19 protein-coding genes are annotated in these 25,339 nt (G+C 33.2%); 3 read left to right on the plus strand and 16 right to left on the minus strand.

The genetic code is table 11. The annotated features are described in order from the left end of the window. The 5 genes from NH26_RS22290 to NH26_RS22310 form a co-directional block, all read right to left on the minus strand. Complete coding sequence (locus NH26_RS22290; RefSeq protein WP_044220692.1) at positions 1 to 1,278, minus strand: glucosidase family protein; 1,278 nt, start codon at positions 1,276 to 1,278, stop codon at positions 1 to 3. A gap of 199 nt (positions 1,279 to 1,477) precedes the next feature. Then, positions 1,478 to 4,153, minus strand: a complete 2,676-nt coding sequence (locus tag NH26_RS22295; RefSeq protein WP_084812329.1) for an ROK family protein — start codon at positions 4,151 to 4,153, stop codon at positions 1,478 to 1,480. A gap of 65 nt (positions 4,154 to 4,218) precedes the next feature. After that, a complete protein-coding gene (locus tag NH26_RS22300; protein WP_044220689.1) occupies positions 4,219 to 4,947 on the minus strand; it encodes a GntR family transcriptional regulator in 729 nt (242 codons plus the stop codon). 102 nt (positions 4,948 to 5,049) lie between these two features. Further along, on the minus strand, positions 5,050 to 6,240 hold the full coding sequence (locus NH26_RS22305) for a sensor histidine kinase (protein ID WP_044220686.1): 1,191 nt from the start codon (positions 6,238 to 6,240) through the stop codon (positions 5,050 to 5,052). Between the two features lie 92 nt (positions 6,241 to 6,332). Next, positions 6,333 to 7,415, minus strand: coding sequence for a hypothetical protein (locus NH26_RS22310; RefSeq protein ID WP_044220683.1), 1,083 nt, complete (start codon positions 7,413 to 7,415; stop codon positions 6,333 to 6,335). A gap of 198 nt (positions 7,416 to 7,613) precedes the next feature. On the opposite strand from NH26_RS22310, the gene NH26_RS22315 reads away from it, so the two are divergent. Together NH26_RS22315 and proB are read left to right on the plus strand one after the other, a co-directional pair. Beyond that, a complete protein-coding gene (locus NH26_RS22315; RefSeq protein ID WP_044220680.1) occupies positions 7,614 to 8,807 on the plus strand; it encodes a glutamate-5-semialdehyde dehydrogenase in 1,194 nt (397 codons plus the stop codon). Position 8,808: 1 nt separating this feature from the next. After that, the gene (proB, locus tag NH26_RS22320; RefSeq protein ID WP_044221081.1) at positions 8,809 to 9,576 is read left to right on the plus strand and encodes a glutamate 5-kinase; all 768 of its coding nucleotides are present in this window, start codon (positions 8,809 to 8,811) and stop codon (positions 9,574 to 9,576) included. Positions 9,577 to 9,866: 290 nt separating this feature from the next. Here proB and NH26_RS22325 read toward each other — a convergent pair whose 3' ends face one another. From NH26_RS22325 to lepB, 10 genes are all read right to left on the minus strand, one after another. Further along, positions 9,867 to 10,844, minus strand: a complete 978-nt coding sequence (locus NH26_RS22325; RefSeq protein ID WP_044220677.1) for a deoxyhypusine synthase family protein — start codon at positions 10,842 to 10,844, stop codon at positions 9,867 to 9,869. After that, entirely contained in the window at positions 10,834 to 11,691 is an 858-nt protein-coding gene (gene speB, locus NH26_RS22330; RefSeq protein WP_044220675.1) for an agmatinase, read from the minus strand. Before speB ends, NH26_RS22325 begins: the two co-directional genes overlap by 11 nt. After that, a complete protein-coding gene (locus NH26_RS22335) occupies positions 11,684 to 13,093 on the minus strand; it encodes a type III PLP-dependent enzyme domain-containing protein (protein WP_044220672.1) in 1,410 nt (469 codons plus the stop codon). Before NH26_RS22335 ends, speB begins: the two co-directional genes overlap by 8 nt. Before the next feature lie 40 nt (positions 13,094 to 13,133). Then, positions 13,134 to 14,660 carry a carbon-nitrogen hydrolase family protein gene (locus NH26_RS22340; RefSeq protein WP_044220668.1) on the minus strand — a complete coding sequence of 509 codons (1,527 nt, stop codon included), beginning with the start codon at positions 14,658 to 14,660 and terminating at the stop codon, positions 13,134 to 13,136. A gap of 391 nt (positions 14,661 to 15,051) precedes the next feature. Continuing rightward, a complete protein-coding gene (locus NH26_RS22345; RefSeq protein WP_044221078.1) occupies positions 15,052 to 16,176 on the minus strand; it encodes a BamA/TamA family outer membrane protein in 1,125 nt (374 codons plus the stop codon). Positions 16,177 to 16,274: 98 nt separating this feature from the next. Continuing rightward, positions 16,275 to 17,075, minus strand: a complete 801-nt coding sequence (locus NH26_RS22350; RefSeq protein WP_044220665.1) for an alpha/beta hydrolase — start codon at positions 17,073 to 17,075, stop codon at positions 16,275 to 16,277. Further along, positions 17,072 to 17,422 carry a hypothetical protein gene (locus NH26_RS22355; RefSeq protein ID WP_139263237.1) on the minus strand — a complete coding sequence of 117 codons (351 nt, stop codon included), beginning with the start codon at positions 17,420 to 17,422 and terminating at the stop codon, positions 17,072 to 17,074. Before NH26_RS22355 ends, NH26_RS22350 begins: the two co-directional genes overlap by 4 nt. Positions 17,423 to 17,693: 271 nt before the next feature. Beyond that, positions 17,694 to 18,311, minus strand: coding sequence for a DUF6624 domain-containing protein (locus tag NH26_RS22360; protein ID WP_071397265.1), 618 nt, complete (start codon positions 18,309 to 18,311; stop codon positions 17,694 to 17,696). A gap of 96 nt (positions 18,312 to 18,407) precedes the next feature. Next, positions 18,408 to 21,185 (minus strand): bifunctional aconitate hydratase 2/2-methylisocitrate dehydratase, encoded by a 2,778-nt coding sequence (locus NH26_RS22365; RefSeq protein ID WP_044220655.1) that lies wholly within the window; start codon positions 21,183 to 21,185, stop codon positions 18,408 to 18,410. Positions 21,186 to 21,677: 492 nt separating this feature from the next. Next, positions 21,678 to 22,550, minus strand: coding sequence for a signal peptidase I (gene lepB, locus NH26_RS22370; RefSeq protein ID WP_044220651.1), 873 nt, complete (start codon positions 22,548 to 22,550; stop codon positions 21,678 to 21,680). Positions 22,551 to 22,770: 220 nt separating this feature from the next. On the opposite strand from lepB, the gene NH26_RS22375 reads away from it, so the two are divergent. Further along, positions 22,771 to 23,868 (plus strand): glycoside hydrolase family 26 protein, encoded by a 1,098-nt coding sequence (locus NH26_RS22375; RefSeq protein WP_052431877.1) that lies wholly within the window; start codon positions 22,771 to 22,773, stop codon positions 23,866 to 23,868. 40 nt (positions 23,869 to 23,908) lie between these two features. Here NH26_RS22375 and NH26_RS22380 read toward each other — a convergent pair whose 3' ends face one another. Then, positions 23,909 to 25,264 (minus strand): glycoside hydrolase family 11 protein, encoded by a 1,356-nt coding sequence (locus NH26_RS22380; protein WP_052431876.1) that lies wholly within the window; start codon positions 25,262 to 25,264, stop codon positions 23,909 to 23,911. Between the last annotated feature and the right edge of the window lie 75 nt (positions 25,265 to 25,339).

The following is a 25,339-nucleotide window of genomic DNA, read 5'->3' on the forward strand; positions in this document are numbered from 1 at the left end:
CTATTGTTCAGCGTATTCGTTAAAAGCATCGATAACATCTAGTAATACACCTGCTGAGCCTCTAAACATACCTGATCCAGTCGGTTGGTTATCACGAGTGTACCACTCATAGAACCCTTTGTTTTTAAGTACTCTATCAAACATAGGTTGTGCACTTTCCCAAGCCTCTTTTTCGTAACCGTTTTCAATCAAAGCAGAAATCATACGGGCACCAAACCAAGTCCAATCACCACCGTTTTGGTAGCCATAAGGATGCATTCCTGTATTTTTGAAATATCCTTCTGGATATACCGGATACAATGTTAAACCAATAGAAGGAGCACCAGATTCTTTTACATTTTGAATCATTTTATCTAAAGAAACCTTGATTTGCTCTCTTGTTAAGAACCCTGCCTGAATTGCCACTGCAGTACCGCCATGATACATGATTTCATTTTCATTGAAATCGGCAGGGAAAGGTGATTTCGTTAAATAAATATGTGGAATGTATTTCTGGTTTTTATCGTCCCATAGATACTTCGCTACATTTGCTGTAATATCTTCTTTTACTTTCTTCCAACGTTGGAGATCAATAGAAGCATCACCCAATTCAATCATATTATTTAAGGCGATCACAAACATTGCATTGTCATAAATGTCAATGGTTAAGTGAGAGCTTTCGTCTAAGGCTACACCCCAATCGTGCTCTGGTTGAACATCACCCCAATCGGCGGTTGTTGCTCCCCATAGTAATTGATATTTTTGATCAAAACGTTCTTTCATTAAGAAATCCATTGATTGCTCCATACGCTTTAGCACCGTTACACCGTCTACCTTTTCTTGTAAAATAGATTTATCGTTGGTTGCTTTCACGTAATTATAGACTGCTTGCACTAAAGAAGTTTCTTGGTCTGTTTCCACCGTATTTTTATGGTAAGCCAGTTCAGGCTTTAAAGTTCCTTTTTTGTAATACGTTGAATCATAACCTGGTCTAACTGTAATAAAACCATCAGCAATATTACCGTCTTCTTCTTGAAGGTAAAAGAAGTTTAAAAGATTGGTCTTGATCTCATCGTGATCAATCACTTTTGCCGATTGTGTAATGAATGTATTAAAATCTCTAATCCAAACTTCGGCATAGCCATCTCCGGCATTAAAACCAGAAGCAATTAGATTCAATCCCATTTCTTTGATTTGAGGAATCTGAGCGTCTTCTTGAATAGTAGTTTTCAAAGAGTCATTTTGAGAAGCACAAGACATCATGCCTCCGACCATTAATAAAGCGAATAACTTTTTCATTTCTATTGACTATTTATTAGGTGTTGATTATTCATTTTTAAAAGGTTTATCGAGTTAGATGAAAAACCTTTTTGATCGATTGGAGTCGTTCACTAGAACTGCTCTACGTATGGAAATGAATATTTTGTTTGATAAGTTAATTTTGAGAAAAGGAAGGCGAAAATAAATCGCCTCCCTAGTAAGTAATAATTCTAAGTGCTTAGCACTCTTCCGATTTCACATAAGACTTTATTACTTTCACTCGCTTTCCAGAAGTGTTTACTAGTTTATAGCTTCCACTTGCTGCAGGAACAACGAAAGTTTCTGCGTAGTTTATATCAAAAGTTTTATCGTTGGTTACTACAGTAATTGACTCTCCTTCTACCAAACTCATGATATGGCATTGGTTATTCAATTCTACAGTAATTTCGCTATCAAACTCAAATCTATCTACTGCATAAAAATGTTCTTTATGTGTCGATAAATTGACGATTTGATAATCGTTTCCTTCTTCAACAACTACTTGTTTTGAGATCAATTCTTCTTGTACTTTATCACCTTTACGATCAAAGAACAAGTTCTCCATACCTCTTTCGATGTTCATTGGTCTTGGTTTACCATCTAAATCTAGACGTTGCCAATCGTACATTTTGAAAGTGAAAATATAAGGAGTAGAACTAATTTCTAACACCATTCCGTTTTTACCAGAACAGTGGATAGTACCGTTAGGAATTAGGAATAAATCATGCTTATTGGCTTTGTGTACCTGAACGTATTTTTTTACATCCATTTCTTCACCAGAATCCATTGCATGTTTTAAAGCTTTCTCAAATTCTTTTGGCTGAATATCTTCTTGGAAACCTAAATACACTTCTGCATCTTCTTCTGCATCAAGCATATAATATGTTTCATCTTGTGTAAATTTATGACCAAAATGCTCTTGCATGTAAGGTACTCTTGGATGACATTGTACCGAAAGGTTACCGCCATCGTAAGTATCAAGAAAATCAAAACGAATAGGGAATTCGTAACCAAAACGGTTGGCTGCTTCTCCTAAAACATTATGATGATTAAAATACATCAAGAAGTCGAAAGAAACCTCTAATAAATTTTTATTTTGTTCGAAAACAATACCGTTCTCAGGTACAATCAATTCAAAAGACCAAGCGTAATTAGGAACATCATCATTTAACCCTCCAATTTTTTCTTTGATCCATTGACCACCCCAAGCACCCGGTTCAAACCAAGGTCTCACACGGAAAGCATTCTTAGACATCTCTTCCAATCCTTTTCTAAAAGAATCACCGTCTGTCCAAGTAATTTCATTGCTTCTTTGTTCGTCAACAATAAAGTCGATATCACCAAGAATCTTAGATTTTTGGTCGTTTAAAGCCATCCAATCTACAAAATACATTCTTTTGTATTGAGGTTTTGGTGCAATTGCTTCTTTGGCTCCTAAATTAATGACACGACCCGCTCTTGAACGGAATTGAATTTCATTTTTAGGTACATCAAAATAAACCAATGTTGTAGACGCATCATTTAATAAAGAAGCTCCACAACCATAGATTACGGTTAATTCTGAAGTTTGATTTTTAAGTTTTTCTAATTTATCAGTATCAAAAAACGAGGCTAAACCTTGTTCGAAGACCTTACCAAAAATAGGATCATCACCACCTGTAAATGGGGTTACTAATTGATCTATTTCTTCTTGAGGTTTAAGTGCTGATTCTATCGTTAAGAAAGAGGCATTTTGAACACCCTCCGCCTTTAATTCTTCTAATAATTGAGAGGTAACTGCTTCCCAGTCTACCCCAACATAACCATCTAATAGAATCGTATTTTTATCTTTTAAAACAGAAGCTAAACCGTTATATCCCACTTTAATCTCTCCCTCAGTAAGTTGATGAGACGGATAGATATTGTAATTTCCCTTCTCCGTTCCTTCTACCTGAGAAGGCATGAGATATTGTTTGGTATTTCTTGTCATTTTGTTTGTTATAGTTTTTGAAAAGTGAACCGCAGCACCAATCATAGAAGCTTCTTCTGTAGAAGGGTAAGCGATTATTTCATTTATATTTAGTTCTTTATTTAATTTATTTTCAAAGCGTGATAATGCTTTTGTAATATTCCCTCCGATAATCAATTTTGATGGACCGAAAGCGTTTTTCCAAGGAGATAAAGTATTGGATAAATTCTCTCCAAACTCATCAAATAGTTGATCGGATAATGGAAGATTCGATAAAGCAATATCTTTTACACCATTTACCTTTTCTCCTGTTCTTGTTTCCCATTCTTTGACAAACCATCGAGTAGAGATGTAATCTTCACAAATACCCTCTTTATAAGGCTGACAATATAAATATCCACCTTCAGGTACTTCATCGCCTTCAGTAATCAATTGTCCTTGATCGACAAAACCAGATCCGTAACCTGTGCCTAAAGTGATGCCTATTACTTTATCATTGTCCCAGTTTTGTTGATGAACAGCACCTAAAATAAAGGCATCTGCATCGTTAAGAAACTGTACTTGTTCTGGTGAAGTTAAATAATCAGAAAGTTTATCATATACAGCTAACCTAATGTTATACCCGTATAAAGCATCGTACTTTCCTACATTCTCCATCAAACATATCCCTTGATCATAATCAAAAGGACCTGGCATAGCTATGCAAACACCATCAATGGTTTTTATTCCTGATTGTGCAATGGATTTTTCGAAAGTTGAAAGCCAATCATTTAAAATAACATCTGCCGAAGCATGACTATTAATTTTTTGATGTGCCTGAGATTCCTCTACTACCTTTCTATCGTTTACATTTACAATAGAAGTGGTAATATGGCTACCGCCGATATCAGCAGTTAAAATATTTAGATGGTTAGTTTGTAGTTTCATTTCTAATGATTTTAGATTCCTGTGGTTCAGAAAACATAAGTAATATCAATTCAGTTAGTCTAATCTTAGCGGTTGATTTCTATTTGATAGGTAAATCTATCGGCTCTATAATAACCATGATTGATCTCCATCACTCTACCACCTGGATCGGCAACTGCTCTTTTTCTAAATAAAATAGGTGACCCCACTTTCACTTTGAGGTCTATGGCCAAATCTTCGTTGGCTAACATTGCCACCAACTCTTCAGATGATTTGGTCAAAACAATATTGGATTGTTCTTCAATAATATCATAAAGTGGTGTCTCAAATGTTTCTTGATCACTAAACTGAATTTTTGGGTGAAACCAAGAAACAAAATAGACAAAAGGAGCATCTTTGTCTCCTCTAATTCTTTCCAACTGCATAATCTCCTTCCCTTCTTCTACAGATAGTTGAAGTGCTTGCTCTTCGTTGGCTTTTACTGTTGATAATTGAACTTTATAATTTTGGAATGGAATACCTTTACTGTTCATTTCTTGAGTAAAACTATGCCACTCAGATAGCTTAGTCTGAATTTTTTTCTCAGCGACAGTTGTTCCAACTCCTTTTTTTCGAATCAATAAACCATCCATCACTAAAGTGTTGATCGCCTGACGTACCGTATTTCTAGACACTCCAAGACGGTTACTAATATCAACTTCCTTAGGAAATAGTTTACCTTTATCGTATTCTCCAGAATCGATTAAATCTCTTAGGATTGTTTCTATTTGTTTGTGAAGCGGTAATGCTGAATTATGGTTTATTGCTATGTTCATGTTATGTTTATATGTTTGAACATAACAAATGTGATGAATAATTATTGTATTATCAACACTCTTCTAGGTTTTTTAGGAAGATTAACCATTGTTAGGTTTCTTCTATTTTTCGATAGAGAAATGTACTTCCGTACCGATATCAGAATTGGATACGACTTTTATTTTTCCACCTAATAAGGAAATTTGCTTTTGAAGAATCGATAAGTCTTTTTTATATTTATTCTGATTTTTTTGCTCAATAATTTTACTAACGAACGGGTCAAAAATGTTCTTAATATGCTGTTCTGCTATCACTAATTCTTTAATTCTTAATGAAAAATTATAATTAAAATAGCTTTCTTGTACCTGTAAATTAAATTGCATATCGAGGTATTCTCCATATCCTAAGAGATAAGTAAATAGTTGATAAAAAATCTCTATTAAAGACTTTTTATCTATTCTTAAACACTCTAGTTCTGACGTGACTTCTATAGGATATTGACGCATATACCCCATCAAAATACTTTTTAGTTCTTCTGATAGGTCTTGAATGGAATAATTATCGTAATGAATTTCATATTTTACGATTTCATCATAGCGTCTAAAATCTTCCATCATTTCTTTTAAAATATCAATTTCTCTTGATATTCTTTTTAGGTAGCCTTCAATTTGAGGATCAGGCTGTTTTAATATGGCTATATTAATAATACTATCCATACTTAAAACTGGTCCATTCATGTCTTCTGTAGATATTTGAATAAACTCCTTCAGATGTTTTGAATATTTTGTGAGTTCTTTATTCGATTCTTCTATTTCAAGTGTACGTTTTCTTAGATCTAATAATCGAACTACTTGATGAGATAGTATTTTTAAGCTTTCCTTTTGATCATCACTTAACTCTCCAGGATGATCATCAATTACACAAAGAGTTCCAAGTGCATTTCCTTTTTCACTCATTAAAGGTATACCAGCATAAAAAATCACATGAGGAGCTCCTGTCACTAATGGGTTATCATGAAAACGCTCATCTTTTCTTGCATCTTTTACCTCTAATAAATTAAAGGGATCCAAAATAGCATGTCCGCAAAAGGAAACTTCACGAGGTGTTTCTGGAGCATCTAGACCATATTTTGACTTAAACCATTGTCTATCTCTATCAATAAGGCTTACCACAGAAATTTTAGTTTGACAAATTTGTGCAGCCATCTTGGTGATATAATCAAAATCTATATCGCCTAGTGTATCTAAAATATTATAAGAATATAAGTCCTTTATTCTATCAAACTCATTTTCTGGTGTTTCTGGAGCTTTCATTTAGTTCTATCGTATTTTCAGATGAATAAAAATAATAAAAAAAGGCATTCTAATTACTTAGTATGCCTTAATTCATTTATAATCTTTAATAATTACCAATCATCTCCACCAAAATCACCAAAATCATCGCTTCCCCAATCACTACCTCCATCATCTCCACCGAAATCGAACCAACTACCACCATCACTTTTTGTGGTATCATCATCATAATCAGAAGAATCAAAATCTGAACCTGTTACGTCAGCTTCGTTATTCATTTCTCCTAATTCTTCGATATCAGTTTCCACTTCATCATCAAAATAATCTGTTGTAGTATCCACTTCTTCATAAAAACCGATATCTTCTCCCATATCAGATTCTAGGTGGGTATCGTAAACGGTAATATGATTATCATGGCTCATAGAAGACCACAACATGCTATAGAAAAGGAAATCGTTAAATCCATAATAGCCATAATGTACACCATATTGTCCGTAGGATTGATCATGCCTCATATCTTCTTCAGAAGTTACTTTGGCTTTTGGAACAACCATTTTAGTTTTAGACTCCGCTCTAACATCATCTACCTTCATCAGTTTTATTATGGCCATTTTTAGCTCATTTAAAAACTGTTCAAATTCATATAATTTGTTAGATTTAAACTTATTATGGGCTTCTTGATTTTCGAATACAGAAGACATTTCTTGTCTTAGTTTTTCTCTATCTTTCCCCTCCTTTTTAAATTGATTTAGAAGTCCGGTTACTTTAATTTCGATAGGATACTCCCCTAATTTATGGGTACGGTTGATCACTATTTCTAATAAATATTTGAAACCTGAATCTTCATGTTCCATGACCATGACTAACTGATCGTAATGAGAAGACATAGAATGATCAATTTCTAAATCATATTTATCAAAAGCTTCTTTTAAGTCTCCTTCTTTCCCTTCCTTATCTAAATAGAAATCGATACCATCATGAGATAAACGGACAATATTATCAATTCCTAAATGTAATAGTACATCGTTAATTTGTTGTAAAATTGAAACCGCTGTAAATGTTTCTTTTTCTATTTGATCAGATACATTCCCAAGAGTGAGGTAATAAAAGATTCTTTTGAATGCTTTTGTAGGTTTTACTCTCTCAATCTGAGTCAATTGTGACGGGTCAATACTAATGTTTCCTTCGAAATACATATCCTTAATTTAGTTGCTCTATCAATTTAGTAAAAAATAAAAAGCAAACAAAAATTCCAAAATATCAATACAAATACGGTTATATTGATAATTTATTAAGATTTCAATCATATTTTTTAAAATATCGCCGTATATTGCTAAAATTAATTCCAAACCACAAAGCGATTGTGGGAGAACTAACATAAACTTAATAAGACGATGATACTTTCCACAGAGAAGAAGAACAATGTTCTAAAAGATTTGGCGATGCTGATTGAAGATCATGCTTCAGAAATTATCAAGGCCAACCAGTTGGATTTAGAAAAAGCAGGAGACTTAGACCCTACTTTAGTCGACCGTTTAAAGGTAGATGACAAAAAAGTAAAGGGTATGGTAGGTTCTGTTGCTGAAGTTTTAGGTTTGGAAGACCCCGAAGGGAAAATATTAAGTGCTTACGATCACCCCAACGGAATGAAGGTAGAAAACCGAGTGGTTCCTTTTGGTAGAATTCTTATTATTTATGAATCTCGTCCAGACGTTACTATTGAAGCTGCCGTTAGTGCTTTTAAATCTGGAAATAAGATTTTATTAAAGGGCGGTAAAGAAGCTAGAAACTCTAACTTGGTTTTAGTCGATTTATGGAAAAAAGCTTTAAAAGCAAATGAGGTAAGTGAAGATTATGTTGAATATTTAGATATCGACAGAGTAGCTACTCAAAAGATGCTTTCTGAAAATACGTATCAATTGGATTTAATTATTCCAAGAGGTGGCGAAGGACTTATCAATTATATTAAACAAACTACTAATGTACCATTAATGATTAGTGGGCGTGGTAATAACTTTATCTACATACATAAAAATGTAGATTTTGATATGGCAATCGATATCGTTTTAAATGGTAAAAGTCGTTTGAGCGTTTGTAATGCAATTGATAAAGTATTATTCGATAAAGACCTTCCTGAACTAGGTAAAAAAATAGCTCTGATCGCACAAAAAGCCACTGATATTGGTTTAGAAGTTTTAGGTGATGAACAAGTTGTTTCATCTACTTCTATTGCACAAAAAGCAGATGTTGATGCTTTAATGCCAGAAGAGTTTTTATCAGAAAAAATATTATTTACAGTTACTCCCGATCAAGAAACAGCTGTAAAAACAATCAATAAATATTCTGGAGGTCACTCTGCAGTTATCATTACAAATGATAAAGAGGCGGCTACTCAGTTTCAATATGAAGTAGATTGTGCTGCTGTATACCATAACGCATCTTCGAGATTTACGGATGGTGGTCAGTTTGGATTTGGTGCTGAGATAGCGATAAGTACACAAAAACTACATTTCCGTGGGCCTGTTGGATTAGCTCAATTAGTATCCAACAAATGGTTTATTTCTGGAAATGGACAAACAAGGGGGTAATATGAAACCAAGAATAGTGGTAAAAATTGGTACCTCCACACTTACGGCAGGTACTAAATTAATATCAAGAGGTAAAATTGAAAATATTGGTCGACAGATATTAGCTCTTAGAGATCAATATGATATCATTTTAGTTTCTTCTGGTGCTGTAGCTACGGCAAAACAGTTTATCAATATCAATGGTTTAAAAAACAATATGGTGCACTCTAAACAGGCACTATCTGCTATTGGTCAACCTAAATTACTTCAGATTTATGCGGAGTGTTTTGGTGATTTTGACCTAAAAGTGGCTCAATGTTTAATGACCTACAAAGACTTTGATAACGAAGAGTCTAGAAAGAATACCAGAAATACAGTAGATGAATTATTAAATCATGGATTTATCCCCATTTTTAATGAAAATGATACTGTTGCTGTTGAGGAACTCATTTTAGGTGATAATGATAAGTTATCGGCATTAGTTGCATCTTTAGTAGAAGCTAATCTATTAATTATTGCTTCTGATATTGAAGGATTGTTTACTAAAAACCCTAATCTTCATGAAGATGCCGAATTGATCCCTGTCGTCCATGATCTTTCGAATATTAATCAGTTTATTGAAGAAAGAGAAAATGGTTTAGGTACAGGAGGAATGACTTCTAAAATCTCAGCTGCCAAGATCTGCTTCGAAAAAGGAATTGAAGTTTATCTGGTGAATGGAGCAAGAAGTAACTTTATTCAAAGGAGTTTAAACAAAGAAATTCGATTTACTAGGTTTTCGCCAAAGTAATTGATCAATTTTATATTAATGAGAACTAGATAAGGCGTTTATTATATACTTACTTAGCACTCAAAAAATAAAGAGATGGTTTTATTTTATAATAAAACCATCTCTTTTTATATAAAAACCTTCCCCAAGACCTTTAACTTACGACACCTATCAAAAAAGACACAAAAAAAACGAGGAGTAAAACCCCTCGCTTTAATTATACTCTTTATATATACAACTGATAAACCATAGTTATACTTATGTCCGTTTTTAAACATCAACTTTTAATAAACCATCTGAATATGTAACTCTTAATACCCTAATAGGTATGCAAAAATCAAAGGTGCTACAATAGTAGCGTCTGATTCAACGATAAATTTTGGCGTATCAGCGTCCAATTTTCCCCAAGTAATTTTCTCGTTTGGAACAGCTCCAGAATATGAACCATAACTTGTTGTAGAGTCAGAAATCTGACAGAAATAACTCCAAAATGGTGTTTGTGTTCTTTCAAGATCTTGATACAACATTGGCACTACACATATTGGGAAATCGCCCGCAATACCTCCTCCGATCTGGAAGAAACCGATACCATTGTCCTTGGTATTTTCTGTATACCAATCTGCCAACCATGTCATGTATTCTATACCCGATTTTACTGTAGACGTTTTTAATTCGCCTTTTATACAGTAGGAAGCAAAGATATTTCCCATAGTAGAATCTTCCCATCCTGGGACAACGATAGGTAAATTCTTTTCTGCAGCAGCTAAAAGCCAACTGTTCTTAGGATCTATCTGATAATATTGCTCTAGCTCTCCAGACAATAACATTTTGTACATGTACTCGTGTGGAAAGAAGCGCTTACCTGCTTCCTCTGCTGTTTTCCAAATTTTATAAATATGATCTTGTAATCTTCTAAAAGCTTCTTCTTCAGGAATACAAGTATCCGTTACTCTGTTTAAACCATTATCCAACAATTCTCTTTCTTGTTGAGGTGTTAAATCTCTATATTCTGGAATTCTTTTATAAAATGAATGAGCTACTAAGTTCATTACATCTTCTTCCAAATTGGCACCTGTACAAGAGATAATTTGAATCTTATCCTGACGAATCATTTCTGCCAATGATTTACCTAACTCTGCAGTACTCATCGCACCTGCTAGAGTCACCATCATTTTGTTTCCTTTTGATAATTGTACTTCGTAACCTTTAGCTGCATCTACTAAGCTTGCTGCGTTAAAGTGTTTGAAGTGCTCTAATATGAATTGAGAAACTTGACCTTTATTTTCCATAGTATTTATATGATAATAGCTTGTAATATAATTTTGAAACCAAGAATCCTGGCCCGTGTAAACCATCAATTGGAGCAAACTCCACGATATCAAAACCGACCACATTCTTTTTTGTAAATACCTTTTTGAGGTATATTATTAAAGTATTCCAATCAAAACCACCTGGTTCTGGGGTTCCCGTTGCAGGCATAATTCCGGGATCAAAAGCATCTAAATCAATGGTGAGATAAACGTTGTCAGTCATTTGTTCAATCGACTTGTCCATCCATTCTGTTTGCCCATAAATTTCTTCGGCAAAATAACATTGATCATAATTCATATGATCTTTCTCTGAAACATCCATACTTCTTATACCCACTTGTATTAAGTTTGTACTTTTTGATGCTCGATGTAATGCACAAGCATGGTTAAATTCAGAACCTAAATAGCTTGGTCTTAAATCAGCATGTGCATCAATTTGAAGTACTGTTAAATCCTCAAACTTTTCTTTAAAAGCATCAATAACTCCGATGCTTATGGCATGTTCACCTCCAAAAAAGGTGAGGTATTTATCCAACTCCAAAAGGTCTTTTGTCTTTTGATATACCGCCTTATACACTAATTCTGGAGATGATTTCTCATAAATTTCAGGAAGTACGTATACTCCTTTTTTGTACACTTCAGAATCAGTTTCTATATCATAGAGTTCCATATTTTCCGATGCCTCGATAAAAGCCGCTAAACCTTTATCTGCTCCTTTTCCCCATGTACTTGTCCCGTCATAAGGAATAGGTTGAAGTAGAATACTGGCGTTTCTAAATGCAGAATATTTTTCCTCCAACCCTGCAAAAATGTATGAATTACTCATTGTAGCCTAAAATTTTAAACATCTCAGATACAGATTGCTCTTCTCTGTACACAGTGTCTATAATATTACCTTTCTCATCTCTATCAATAATCACGTGTTTAGGTGATGGAATTAAACAGTGTTTGATACCACCGTACCCACTCACAGAATCTTGATAAGCACCTGTATGGAAAAAACCTAAATACAATGGCTCTTTCACTTCATCTTTCTTGTAGGTAGGTAATAATACTTCTTGATTGAGATCATCAGAATTATAATAATCAGAATGATCACAACTAATACCACCGATATTGACTCTACCATATTCGTGATCCCATTTATTGACAGGCAACAAGATGAATTTCTCTTGTATTGACCAAGCATCTGGGATAGTATTCATTAAACTATTGTCGATGATGTACCAAGTTTCATTATCGTTTTGTTGCTTCTGATCTAAAACTTCAAAGATGATTGCCCCTGCTTCGCCCACTGTATATTTACCATATTCAGTGAATAAGTGAGGTTCAGGAATTTTATTTTCTACACAAGCAGATTTTATTGTTCCCACAATCTCATTGATCATATACTCATAGTTGTATTCGAATCCTAAACTATTTCGAATTGGAAAACCACCTCCCATGTTCAATGAATCTAAAGACTCACATTCTTTTTTTAGATCAATGTAAAGAGATAATGCTCTTCTGAACTCACCCCAGTAATAAGGTGTATCTTTTATACCTGAGTCTACAAAAAAGTGGAACATTTTAAATTCAACTTTTGGGTTGTCATGAATATAGGTTCTATAGAATTCCAAAATATCCTTCTGAGGTATTCCCAATCTTGAAGTATAATATGCCGATTGTGCTTCTTCATTAATCGACATTCTTACACCAATTTTCACTACATGTTTTGTTTTTATTCTTGTTAGACGATGGTATTCGTTGATACTATCAAGGATAATTACAGAGTTATGAAAACCCGCTTTTTGTAGTTCAATTATTTTTCTTAAATACTCTTCTGTTTTATATCCGTTATGAATAATTTTTATGTCTGTTGTAATTTTTCCTTTTTGATATAATGATAAGATCAAATCAATATCAAAAGAAGAAGAAGTTTCTAAATCTACATTGTGTTTTACAGCTTCATTTACCACATGGTAAAAGTGATTTACTTTTGTACAGTAGCAATAGTTATATTCTCCTTTGTATGCATTGTTTTTAATAACTCGGTTGAATAAATTTCTTGCTTTTTTAATTTGGTCTCCAATTTTTGGTAAATAAATGAATCGAAAAGGAGTACCGTGTTTTTCAATTAGGTGTTTCAGAGAAACGCCATGGAATGTGAGAGAGTTGTCTCTTAAGTCAAAGCCTTCTTGTGGGAAATAGTAGCTTTGCTCTATTAGATCAAAATACGTGTTTTTCATCTTATTTAAAGTGGCTGAGGTTGTATATATTATTTATCAATTAATTTTTACTTAGAGTGTAAACATCTTTCCTTCTGTCTTTTAAATTTCTTACGCTACCATGTTGGTGCAATTCTCTAAGTAAGTCTAAGTCTACATCTGCAATTAGTATCATTTCCGTATTTGGCGTTGCTTCCGCTTTCACTCCACTTGTTGGAAAAGCAAAGTCGCATGGGGTAAATACTACAGACTGAGCAAATTGAATATCCATGTTATGGACTTTTGGAAGGTTTCCTACACTTCCTGTTATTGCCACATAACATTCATTTTCTATTGCTCTTGCCTGAGCACAGTGCCTAATTCTTGAATATCCATTTTGTGTATCGGTTAAAAATGGTACAAACAATAATTCCATTTCCTCGTCGGCCAGCAATCTGCTGAGCTCGGGAAACTCTACGTCATTACAAATCAGAATTCCAATTTTTCCACAATCTGTATCAAAAGTCTTGATTTGCTTTCCTCCTTGCATTCCCCATAATTTTACTTCATCAGGGTTAATATGTAATTTTTCGTATCGTTCTACAGTCCCATCCCTTTTACACAAATAGCCTACATTTAATAAATCCCCATCTTTAATTTCGGGCATGGAACCTGCAATAATGTTAATGTTGTATGCAATAGAATAGTTAGAGAATTTCTCAATAATTTGGTCTGTATATTTTGCTAGTTCTCGTATTGCTTTTGCACCAGTCAAGTCGTTGTATTTTGCCATGAGCGGGGCGTTGAAAAACTCTGGGAATACCGCAAAATCAGAGCGATATCCAGAGACCGCGTCAATAAAATATTCAGCTTGCTGAAGCAAAGAATCGATGTCTTTGTATGGTCTCATCTGCCATTGTATCAATCCTAAACGAACAACTTTTTTTTGGGTTGCCGCTTTCTTATCTGGTTTTTCATAATAAATGTTATCCCATTCTAAAAGCACAGCATATTCACCAGAATTCGCATCTCCTTCTAAGTAACCTTTTAGTATTCTAGTCGGGTGAAAGTCATTGGATATCTGAAAGTTAAGCACAGGATCATGTATTTCCTTAAGCTTTACTTTTTCTAAATATTCTTTAGGTGATAAGGTTGCAGAAAATTTATGATAATTAGGAATTCTTCCTCCAAAAGCGATGCCTCTAAGATTTTTTTGCTCACAAAGTTCTTTTCTAAAATCGTATAATCTTCGCCCTAATCTTAACCCTCTATAATCAGGTTTTATAAAAACATCGATACCATATAAAGTATCTCCATCATCATCATGGGACGTGAAAGTATAATCTGCCGTAATATCACGGTAAGTGTGGTTATCATCAAAAGTGTTATAATTCACAATTATAGATAACGCAGTCCCTGCAATTTGTCCGTTCACTTTTATCACCACCTGTCCTTCTGGAAATTTATCAAGCAGTTTTTTTATCTGATCTTCTTTCCAATAAGAATCCGGCATAGAGGAGTATGCAGACACCATAACGTCCTTAATCTCCAAATAATCTTCGAATTTGAGATAATCCAATTCGATTTTGTCAATACTATTAAGATCCATCTTTTTATAAGTCGAAAGTGTAATTAATAATGATGGTAAAGTTTGAAATTGGGGTTGTTATCAATGAAATAAATAGAATACATACCACACTCATAAACAATAACTTATGAAGTATTCTTTTGGTTTTAAAAAAGGAGATATTATAAAAATTAATGTGTTATTATATATTTTTTCTTTTGTCAGTAGATTATTATTAGTAAGGTGATCACCTAGAGTAATTATCGTTTTTAAGCTTTAGTTATCATTTATACTCTCTTTACAATTAGTCGCTAATTTTGGGTGGCGCAAATATAATTTTAGTTTATAAATAAGTATCTTTTTTTATATTTTTTTTTCAAGATTTTTTCAAAAAATATTTATTGATGATTTTAAATAAGAACAATCATTTTTTTCAAAAAGCTTCCGTCATATTAAAATAAATTAAAGTCTGTTTTTGAAGAGGGTCGTGTCCTATATCAATTCGAAAATTCATTCGCGGTTGGACCTCATATCTTAATCCCACCCCAAAATTAGGGAGCACTCCGTTGGGGGTAAGAATATCAGAACCAATCATACCTACACCACCCCATACCGTATAACCTAATTTTGAACAAAACTTTGATTTAGAATTCCACATTGAACGGTATTCCGCCATGAGATACGCCATTGTTTTATCTCTAAATTGACCTTTATAATACCCTCGAAGATCATAAGGGGAACCGATAATAGACATATCTGTAAAAGGAGTATCTCCAATAGTGGATCTTACTTTTGCGGTCCAAGCTAGGGTTTTTCGTTCACCCCATCTACTCATTTTTTTATACTGACGGTATTCAAAAGATAGTATGCCCCAATTATTTGTTGAACCTAATTCCTTGTGATACATCCTTGCTTTCATATCAAAAAATACCCCTTCATAGGCGTTAACAGGCACATCTCTAGTATCATAGGTAAGTCGTAATCCAAAACCAACATTTCTAAAATGTATTCCTTCATCGGTCCCTCCTTGATGAAAATAAATAAAATCGTCTCTAATACCAGCAGCAACATCTGTTAACTCACGGTCTGTATAATCTAGAGAAGGGCCAATAAAAAAAGGGGAATCTTGAATTCTAAATAGTACATCATTTCTAATAATTACTGTATTCTGAAAATATCTCGTTGTTTCATCACCTCTTACTATCGTTCTGTTATCATCATATCCAACACCATAATAATGTTCATAGTTATTTAAATATTCGTAATCAGAGAAAACACGAATATCACCTCCTTTCAAAAATAATTGAGGGTGAATTTTCACATCATATCCAGCCTCCATTATTGAAAAAGTGACCGGTACAATAGATTTTCTTAAATCTATATCTAAAGGATTTGTCTTAAAGGTAAACAACATACTGCCCCCTACTAGCACTCCATAATCAGGGGAATAAGCAGGCCCTCCCAACGCCGAGAATCTTAAGTTTTTTTCTTTTTCTTGGGCAAATACTTTAGTGGGTAAAATAATTATTAATAGAACAATCAGTATTCGTTGTATCACAAGGTACATTGCAATGAATTTAAGTTTGTCGCAAAATACAAACTAATCGATCGTTCGAATATTATTTAAGAATAATTAATATCGAAAGTTAAAACAGATTAATCCTCTAAGATCTTATCCACTTTAGACTGATACACAGGGTTTTTATTAATATTATTATGATCTTGATTTTCAAGAATGATCAAATCAATTTTAGTTGGAAACTTCTCTTTTAACATATTTGATTGTCCAATTGGAATGACATTATCTACTCTGCCATGAAAAATATAAATAGGAAAATCACTCTCTTCTAAATATTCATAAGTGGCTAATTTATATTTTAGTAAAAATGATGGAACATAAGGATAGTAATTATGCATCATACTTGCTAAACCGTAATAAGGTGCTAGTAATATTAGTTTTGACGGTTTGTTTTTTGAAGCCAAATAAGAGGACATTCCAGTGCCAATAGAGTAACCTAGTATAATAATTTTGCTCTCATCATACTCTTTCTTCATCTCATCATAGATCATTTGATGATCATCAAAAAGTTGTTCTTGGCTAATAATTTCTCCAGAACTTTTTCCAAACCCTCTATAATCTATCATTAAAACATCGTATTGATGCTTTAGATAAATCGGAGCCATGTATCCATAATCTTTGAGGGAACCTGAATTGCCATGTAGAAAAAATACTAATCCAAAAGAACTATCACTTTTGAAAAAAAGACTATTTATTTGATGCCCATCTTTAGTAGTAAAATTGATTTCTTCATGTTGGTTTTCAAAATGATAACGATAATCTTCAGCTAACTTTTCAGGAAAAAAAATCAGTGATTCTTGATTAAAATAAAGCCATCCAAGCGAAATAGAATAAATTGAAATGAATAATATTACAGTAATCTTAATTAACTTTCTCATAGGGATAAGTTTGGTGATTCATCTTCATCAGATTGACGTGCCTCTCTCACTTTTTCGAACTCGTGCATTAATTGTAAAACAAGATATCTTACAATAAACATCATGATTAAGCCAATAAGGTAGCTTGCCCACCAATCGTACAATTCATAATCTTCCCTGCTCAGCATTTCTCTTCCATCTCTTCTACCAGTTAACCCCCATAGGTTTTTGGAACTTTTAAATTTGTAGTTACTGCTCACCCAATCAGAAGCAAAAATACCTGCAGTCCAACCTGTACCTGTGGCAATTATTTCTTCAATAATGAGTATTTTCCAATCTTTTTTTGATGGATTTTTTAGTTTAGTCAAAGCGATTAAAAGATTAATAAAACTCCTTTTTATATCAATCAATAACTCTTTGATGTATGTGATATTACGATCGCTATATACATACTTTAGTAAAAAATTATGTAGGTGTATAGCTATGATTTTTGCTTTGTTAATTAGTTTATCAGAAGTATTCATAAAAATTGTTGTGATTCATTTATTCTTTTCAAAATGTGTTCCGAAAAGAAAAAAATATGAATTAATCAATTCTTGAGATGATAGTAAGTTTATTATCAATTTATTAGAATACAAATTACCACCTAGATAATTCAAAAGCATTTAAATACTCTTCTAGGGGCCCCATACCATTCCATAAACGTAAAGAATCTATATTAGTCGTATCTGCTATCGGCCATAATTTAGTTACTTCCACCATCTTCCCACTAACCGAATCTATTTCTTTGGTCATAAGAATTTGAGAACCATAAATTTGAGGTTGACCTGTTTGCATTAAATACCTATCTTGATACAATGCTACCAAATTTAGGCTTAGTTCACGATCTTTACCGGCTTGGATAATCATTTCATAGTATTCGTTCTGAATACTATCAGGAGCGTGCTGAAGTACAAAAAAAGCAGTTTTACTACTTGTGTTTCCTACTAAACTTTTCCCTGGGTAACCTCCTATAGTATCAATAATTTCTTGAATACGTTTTAAATTTTTCTGATCTAATTCATTTTGCTTACTCCACAAAAATTTCATCTCTGAAGAATCAATTTCATAAGTATTAAGGAGTTGTTTTCGGTACTTTTGATCTAAATAATAGATACTATCTAATTCTGCAGATAAGGCTTCAGAATTGACATTTGTTGTCAACGTACAAGATGTTCCTAAAATGATAATTGAGAGGAATAGTATTAGTTTTGTCATAAAAAAATCTCAGTAAATAAGCGTGTCACCGCAATTTACTGAGATTATATCTATTTCAAAAACCACCTATTAAAAGTAGTTGATATATTTATTAACTTAAGAAGTCAACAACTTAGAAGAAGGCTTGAACTTCGTTAGGTTGATTCCTTTTACTGCAGCTTGATATTCTTCGATATTTGGTGTTCTACCAAGAATCGTTGAAAGTACTACTACTGGAGTAGAAGATAATAATGACTCACCTTTCTTCTCAGAAGAATCTTTTACGACTCTACCTTGGAATAAACGAGTTGATGTAGCCATTACAGTATCACCAGGTTCCGCTTTTTCTTGGTTACCCATACAAAGGTTACAACCAGGACGCTCTAAGTAAAGCATTTTTTCGTATTTAGTACGAGCAGCACCTTTAGGAGCATCATCGTCAAATTCGAAACCTGAATACTTCTGAAGAACTTCCCAATCTCCTTCCGCTTTTAACTCATCAACAATATTGTATGTTGGAGGAGCTACTACTAGAGGAGCTTTGAATTCAACTTTACCATTTAACTCTTCAATGTTTTTCAACATTTGAGCTAAAATTTTCATATCCCCTTTGTGTACCATACAAGAACCAATAAAACCTAGGTCTACTTGTCTGTCGCCACCATAGAAAGATAAAGGTCTAATTGTATCGTGAGTATAACGTTTAGAAACATCATCGTTATTTACATCAGGATCGGCAATCATTGGCTCTTCAATTTCATCAAGATCTATCTCCACTTCTGCAAAATACTTTGCATCAGCATCTGGAGTTAATGGAGGTTTAACACCTGTATTGATTTCTTGAATTCTATTGTTTGCTTTATCGATTAAACCTTGAAGAACTGCTTTTTCATTGTCCATACCCTTCTCAATCATGATTTGGATTCTAGACTTAGCAATTTCTAATGATTCAATTAATGTCTCATCTTCTGAAATACAGATAGATGCTTTCGCTTTCATCTCAGCAGTCCAGTCTGTGAAAGTAAATGCTTGGTCAGCTGTTAAAGTACCAATATGTACTTCAATTACTCTACCTTGGAATACGTTATCACCACCAAATTGCTTCAACATTTGTTGCTGAGTAGCATGAACAACATCACGGAAGTCCATGTAAGATTTCATCTCACCTTTAAATGTTACTTTAACAGATTCTGGAATAGGCATAGTAGCCTCACCAGTAGCTAAAGCTAGTGCTACAGTACCAGAATCGGCACCAAATGCAACACCTTTCGACATTCTTGTATGAGAGTCACCACCAATAATGATATCCCAATCAGAAACAGTAATGTCATTCAATACTTTATGAATAACGTCTGTCATTGCGTGGTATACACCTTTAGGGTCACGAGCAGTAATCAAACCAAAGTCGTTCATAAATTTCATCAACTTAGGAATGTTAGCTTGCGCTTTCTTATCCCAAACAGATGCAGTATGACAACCAGATTGGTAAGCACCATCTACAATTGGAGAAATTACGGTTGCTGCCATAGACTCTAGTTCCTGAGAAGTCATTAAACCAGTAGTATCTTGAGAACCTACAATGTTTACTTCTACACGAACATCAGAACCTGAATGTAAAGTTACACCCGGAGTAGTTCCTACAGCATTTTTATTAAAGATCTTTTCTACTGCAGTTAAACCTTGTCCGTCAATAGAGATTTCTTTTGATGGAGCAAATACTACAGGAGCATCGATAGATAAAGCCTTAGCAGCGAATGATTGTAATTTCTTACCAAATACAACTGCATAAGAACCACCTGCTTTAATAAACTCTACTTTCTGTGGAGTTAAAGAAGCAGAGATATCAATCAATTCTTGGTCTCCGTTATATAATTTTTTTGTTTTTGTATTAATAGTTAGAACAGTACCAGTCTCAACAGAATATGTTTTTTCTAATACTGGTTCTCCTTCTGCATTTAAAACAGTATTACCCTTATCATCCTTTTTCTTCACCCAGTTTTGAAGGTCGATACCGATACCGCCTGTTACACCTACTGTAGTTAAGAAAATTGGAGAGATACCATTAGTACCAGCAATAATTGGAGCGATATTAACAAAAGGAACATATGGGCTACCAGGAATACCTGTCCATAATGCTACGTTGTTAACACCTGACATTCTTGAAGAACCCACACCCATTGTGCCTTTTTCTGCAATAAGCATTACACGTTTATCAGGATGTTGTTCTTTTAAAGCTGTCAATGCTTTTTGCTGCTCTTTATTGTGTTCAAAGATACATTGACCATGTAGTTCACGATCTGATCTTGAGTGAGCATCAGCACCAGGAGATAATAAATCTGTAGAGATATCACCTTCTCCTGCAATGAAAGTAACAATTTTAATTTCCTCTTCTACTTCAGGAAGTTTTGTAAAGAATTCTGCTTGAGCATAGCTTTCTAAGATTTCTTTCGCGATTGCATTGCCACCTTTGAAAGCAGCGTCTAAACGCTCCATGTCTGCATCATAAAGGAAAACTTGCGTTTTCAATACTTTTGCTGATGCTTTTGCAATTGACTCATTATTACCCAATGCAAGGTCAAGAAGTACTTCAACAGAAGGACCACCTTTCATGTGTGATAATTGTTCAAAAGCAAAATCTGCAGTAATTTCTTCTACTTTAACTTCACCAAGAATAATTTCTTTTAAAAACTTAGCTTTGACGCCTGCTGCACTAGTAGTACCAGGTAATGTGTTGTAGATAAAAAAGTGAAGTGAATCTTTTCTATTCTCATTGTTCACATCTTTAATTTGTGCAATGATTTCACTTGTTAATTCTGCATCGTCAATCGGCTTTGGATGTAGACCTTGACCTTTTCGTTCTTCGATCTCTTGGAGATATTCAGTATATCTGCTCATAAAAATTCTCTTAGTGTATAGTGTATAAAAAGGAAAGTTTATTTGATTACCTTCTGCATGTGAGTAAGTAATGCTGTCTTGTTTATTCTATATGATAAATATCATATTTAAATTTTCGTACTGCAAAAATACAAATAAATTTTAATTTTATCTTCCTAATTGCAATTAATTGATTATAGATTTATTTACACTACGTATTTTTTTTAATCAAATTGATAGACAAATAGAGCGTTTGTTATAAAAAAATGAATCACAATTCAATTTAATATCAAAATCGCATTTTGATATAACCATCTACAAAACCAACATAAACATCACATATCCAATACTTAACACACTAATCAAGTAGCTATCAAATTAAAATCAAATGTTCTTCTAAGAACTATATATTCGTATTGACAAATAATAAGTAATATTACGTATTATTAATATTCGCTATAGCAAATATACAATGAGATTTTTTTTTAAATTTTTATTGTAAATTATGAGAAACTATAATTTATTACCTATTCGACTAAAGTTAGAACTAAATGATATTGCAGTCAGCTTACCCACAATTCTTTCATAATTCACCTCACCTAAGTAACGACTATCCAATGCATTATTCCTATTATCTCCAATTACAAAAACGGCATCCTTAGCTATCGAAAATTCATAGGTATTCGCAGACTCATGACCTTTCGGAACATTCTGATCTAATAAAATATCTATGTTAATACCATTAGATAACTCTTCTCTATAATGATATATTTCTGATGATGTATCAATAAGTTTATGATTTAATTCTTGATTATTTATCACTAAAAAATTATCATTCAACATCACCTTGTCTCTTGGTAAAGCTACTACTCTACATATAAACAATGATTCATCATTTTCGTTACTATCATCTTTATAAACAATAATATCACCGTATTGAATATCATCTATAGATGTAGTTAAATCAGCCAGCACAAAATCTGTAGTTTGTAAGTTGGGTTCCATAGATTCTGATGCTATTTTAAAACTCTGTACTCCTATTAATTTAGTTAAAGGAAATAGTCCTCCAAGAACCATAATCATTAATGCATAAGAAAAATAATAGTACCATCTATTAATAGATTTCAATTGATAAGTCACTAGTTTTTTAGAGACAATGATGGCATCTCTAATGACATAAATAATAAAACTATAAATTATAAAATAGGAGAAAATATATCCAGCAAAATAATTTGGGATTGAAGTCCACTTTAATAGTGTAGGAATCAAAAAATAAAGCATTAAAAAAATAAACGCTTTTCTAGGTTCTCCATTATATAATTGACCCATTCCAATGCAAAAAAAGTTGGCGATACCCGAGAACCAAGGGTTTCTTTTTTTATTCATATTTGACTTGTTAAATAGAGAAACAAAGATAAGAATAAAGACCAAAATAATATTTTAATTATACAATTGACCTTCTTAGAATACTACAAATGTTGTATTGAATAAAAGAAATGCTGCATAGAAAAGATTAGATCCTGTTGACGTAGTGATTACGTACTCAAAGTCACTTGTTGAATGTACAATACTCTTACATTGAGTTTGAATCAAAAATTTTTTAAGTATGAAAAAGAAATTTAACAATCTATTATTTGGACTTTTATGTACTTCCTTAATGTATGGATGCCTTCCAACAAAACCCCTTCCTAATTCTGAAAGAAAAATCGCAAAGTTTGAACCTGCTGATGGAAAATGTCTTGTCTTTATTGGACAAGAACTGAATGCAATAGGCGGCTTAGATGATTATAATGATGGATACTTAGATCATTTCCAACAAAGGCCAGCTGGATTTACAGCATATACAGTGTTAACTCCCGGTTCTGAATCTTTTGGATTTATCCATAAAGGATTAGATGGTGTTACAACAACAGATGATTGGGGTGATAACAAAAGTAATATGAGTCTTCAGTTGGCAGATGAAGATTATAAAAATATGGCCTTAGCGATAGGTTTAGGTATGGTACATCACGATTCTGCTGTTGCCTATGGAAAAAGAGATCAATTGATTCGTGAATTAGGAAATTTCATTAAAGAACAATCCCCAAGACCTATTTTCTTACGTATTGGTTATGAATTTGATGGCCATGATTGGAACCACTACGATAGAGATAATTATATAAAAGCTTACAAAAGAATTAAAAATATCTACGATGAAATGGAAATTACCAATGTAGCGTATGTGTGGCAATCGTGTGGTTTTATGTCATCGTTAGAAGAATTAGAAAAATGGTATCCTGGCGATGAATATGTCGATTGGTGTGCTTTCTCGTTTTTCGGTGCTTGGAAAAAGCAAAATATGATTGCCTTTGCGAAACAAAAAGGAAAGCCTGTATTTATTGCAGAGGCTACCCCTGCTTTAGAAGAAAATAAAGAAACAGTTTTATCAAATCAGGATCAAGCAAGAGTAGCTTGGGACAATTGGTTTACTCCATTTTTTGCTACTATCCATCAAAACCCAGAGACCGTTAAAGCCATTTCATATATTAATTGTAATTGGAAAGCACATAGAATGTGGTTTGATAATCCTACATTTAAATACATAGATTCTCGTATTCAAACCAATCCAATATTAATGAAGAAATGGGAAGCAGAATTAGAAAAAGAAACATATTTGATGTCTTCAGATAATTTATATGATAAGCTATATGGACCTAGCTTATAAAAATAAGGGGAGCTTTTTAGCTCCCCTTATCATCAAAAAATTAGTTTGAAATAATAATTTTTTCTTGAAGTGATTGAATAGATCCAATGGCATGTAGAATATAAATACCTTTAGGCAAATCAATTTCTAAATTGATCAATTCTTTACCATTATTTATCTCCCAACTTTTTGATATCGCTCCTTGCTGATCATAGATAATAATTTGATAAACTTCTCCCAAATCAACATTATTAATAGTGATTTGACCATTGGTTACTGGATTTGGATAAATGGAATTTTTAGAAATCTGTGTTCTTTCCCTATCAATTATTCTAGCTCCTGAAGTATTACCAAAACCAATGATCCCATTACAATGCATCCATTCAGAATATTGACCTCCACATGAATTATTTTGCCAAACTGCTGTATTATAAGATTGCTGTTCGGCTTGTTTTCTATTTCCATTTATTTCAACCCAATCCACTTGTACATCTCTACCATTGGCATCATTAAAATATTCTAAATTAACACCACCATTAGAATTTGTATTTACTGTAAATTCTTTAAAATTATTAGTGAGTGATAACGTTTGAATTGTTTGATTTCCAAGACGAACATTAATTTTTTCTTGACCACTTACTCCTTTTGCTCTCACTTTTATAGTGTTTGAACCTGTATTTCCTCCTCCAGAATTCCCATTACTTGTTCCCATTGTCATACTGTAAACATTACAGGTTCCGCTACTTTGATAACCTTCTACAGTGAAAGAAACTTCATATAAATTACCCATATTCATTCCCAAAGAAGCCCATGCGTTAAAATGATTAGCACAAGTTACAGTACCACTTGTTCTTTTAGATCTACGTACACTCCAATACTGTTGGAATGTTTTTGTTCCTTCTATTGATGGTTGTTGGACCCTTGTTGTTTCATATATATCATAAGTTCCTCCATCGGTAGTGACTGTACCTTTAGCATTTCCTCCAGGAGGTCTCCAACTTCCCCAACTTTCAACTATATAATACTCTACTAAAGGACTTTTTGTCCAACCATAAATACATAAATACGAATTGCCTGAAGGTTGATAATTCGCTCCATAAGTAACTGTTTGATTTTTCACACCTGGTCTCTTACCTTTTCTAGCTAATAGATTACCGATATTGCTCCAAGAAACATAAAAATTACCTCCATTATTTAAAGTCATACACCCATTACCGGAGTCTTTCCAATACTCATAAGTGTAACCGCCTTGATTGCCAATTTGATTATTACAAATGGTCTGAGATTTAGCATCAAATACTAAGAAAAAGAAAAAAGAAATAGCAAAGACACTTTTAGAAAAACGTTGAACTAATTGTGTATTAATATGAATACCACTTAAAAATTGAAGTGTATTCATGAATTGTAGATGATTCATTTTAATTAAGTTTTCATTTCATAATATATTCAAGAGCCCAATAAATAGTTAGAGTTATACGAGGATAAAAAAGAT

It is taken from the genome of Flammeovirga pacifica, from assembly GCF_000807855.2.
Classification (GTDB): domain Bacteria; phylum Bacteroidota; class Bacteroidia; order Cytophagales; family Flammeovirgaceae; genus Flammeovirga; species Flammeovirga pacifica.

What these genes read in the sequence shown, in the direction of transcription:
- NH26_RS22340 (WP_044220668.1), bottom strand. Translation starts at nt 14,660, where the DNA reads ATGGATCTTAATAGTATTGACAAAATCGAATTGGATTATCTCAAATTC.
- NH26_RS22365 (WP_044220655.1), bottom strand. Translation starts at nt 21,185, where the DNA reads ATGAGCAGATATACTGAATATCTCCAAGAGATCGAAGAACGAAAAGGT.
- NH26_RS22305 (WP_044220686.1), bottom strand. Translation starts at nt 6,240, where the DNA reads ATGAAAGCTCCAGAAACACCAGAAAATGAGTTTGATAGAATAAAGGAC.
- NH26_RS22295 (WP_084812329.1), bottom strand. Translation starts at nt 4,153, where the DNA reads ATGAAACTACAAACTAACCATCTAAATATTTTAACTGCTGATATCGGC.
- NH26_RS22350 (WP_044220665.1), bottom strand. Translation starts at nt 17,075, where the DNA reads ATGAGAAAGTTAATTAAGATTACTGTAATATTATTCATTTCAATTTAT.
- NH26_RS22360 (WP_071397265.1), bottom strand. Translation starts at nt 18,311, where the DNA reads ATGACAAAACTAATACTATTCCTCTCAATTATCATTTTAGGAACATCT.
- NH26_RS22335 (WP_044220672.1), bottom strand. Translation starts at nt 13,093, where the DNA reads ATGAAAAACACGTATTTTGATCTAATAGAGCAAAGCTACTATTTCCCA.
- lepB (WP_044220651.1), bottom strand. Translation starts at nt 22,550, where the DNA reads ATGAATAAAAAAAGAAACCCTTGGTTCTCGGGTATCGCCAACTTTTTT.
- proB (WP_044221081.1), top strand. Translation starts at nt 8,809, where the DNA reads ATGAAACCAAGAATAGTGGTAAAAATTGGTACCTCCACACTTACGGCA.
- NH26_RS22380 (WP_052431876.1), bottom strand. Translation starts at nt 25,264, where the DNA reads ATGAATCATCTACAATTCATGAATACACTTCAATTTTTAAGTGGTATT.
- NH26_RS22310 (WP_044220683.1), bottom strand. Translation starts at nt 7,415, where the DNA reads ATGTATTTCGAAGGAAACATTAGTATTGACCCGTCACAATTGACTCAG.
- NH26_RS22300 (WP_044220689.1), bottom strand. Translation starts at nt 4,947, where the DNA reads ATGAACATAGCAATAAACCATAATTCAGCATTACCGCTTCACAAACAA.
- speB (WP_044220675.1), bottom strand. Translation starts at nt 11,691, where the DNA reads ATGAGTAATTCATACATTTTTGCAGGGTTGGAGGAAAAATATTCTGCA.
- NH26_RS22315 (WP_044220680.1), top strand. Translation starts at nt 7,614, where the DNA reads ATGATACTTTCCACAGAGAAGAAGAACAATGTTCTAAAAGATTTGGCG.
- NH26_RS22375 (WP_052431877.1), top strand. Translation starts at nt 22,771, where the DNA reads ATGAAAAAGAAATTTAACAATCTATTATTTGGACTTTTATGTACTTCC.
- NH26_RS22325 (WP_044220677.1), bottom strand. Translation starts at nt 10,844, where the DNA reads ATGGAAAATAAAGGTCAAGTTTCTCAATTCATATTAGAGCACTTCAAA.
- NH26_RS22290 (WP_044220692.1), bottom strand. Translation starts at nt 1,278, where the DNA reads ATGAAAAAGTTATTCGCTTTATTAATGGTCGGAGGCATGATGTCTTGT.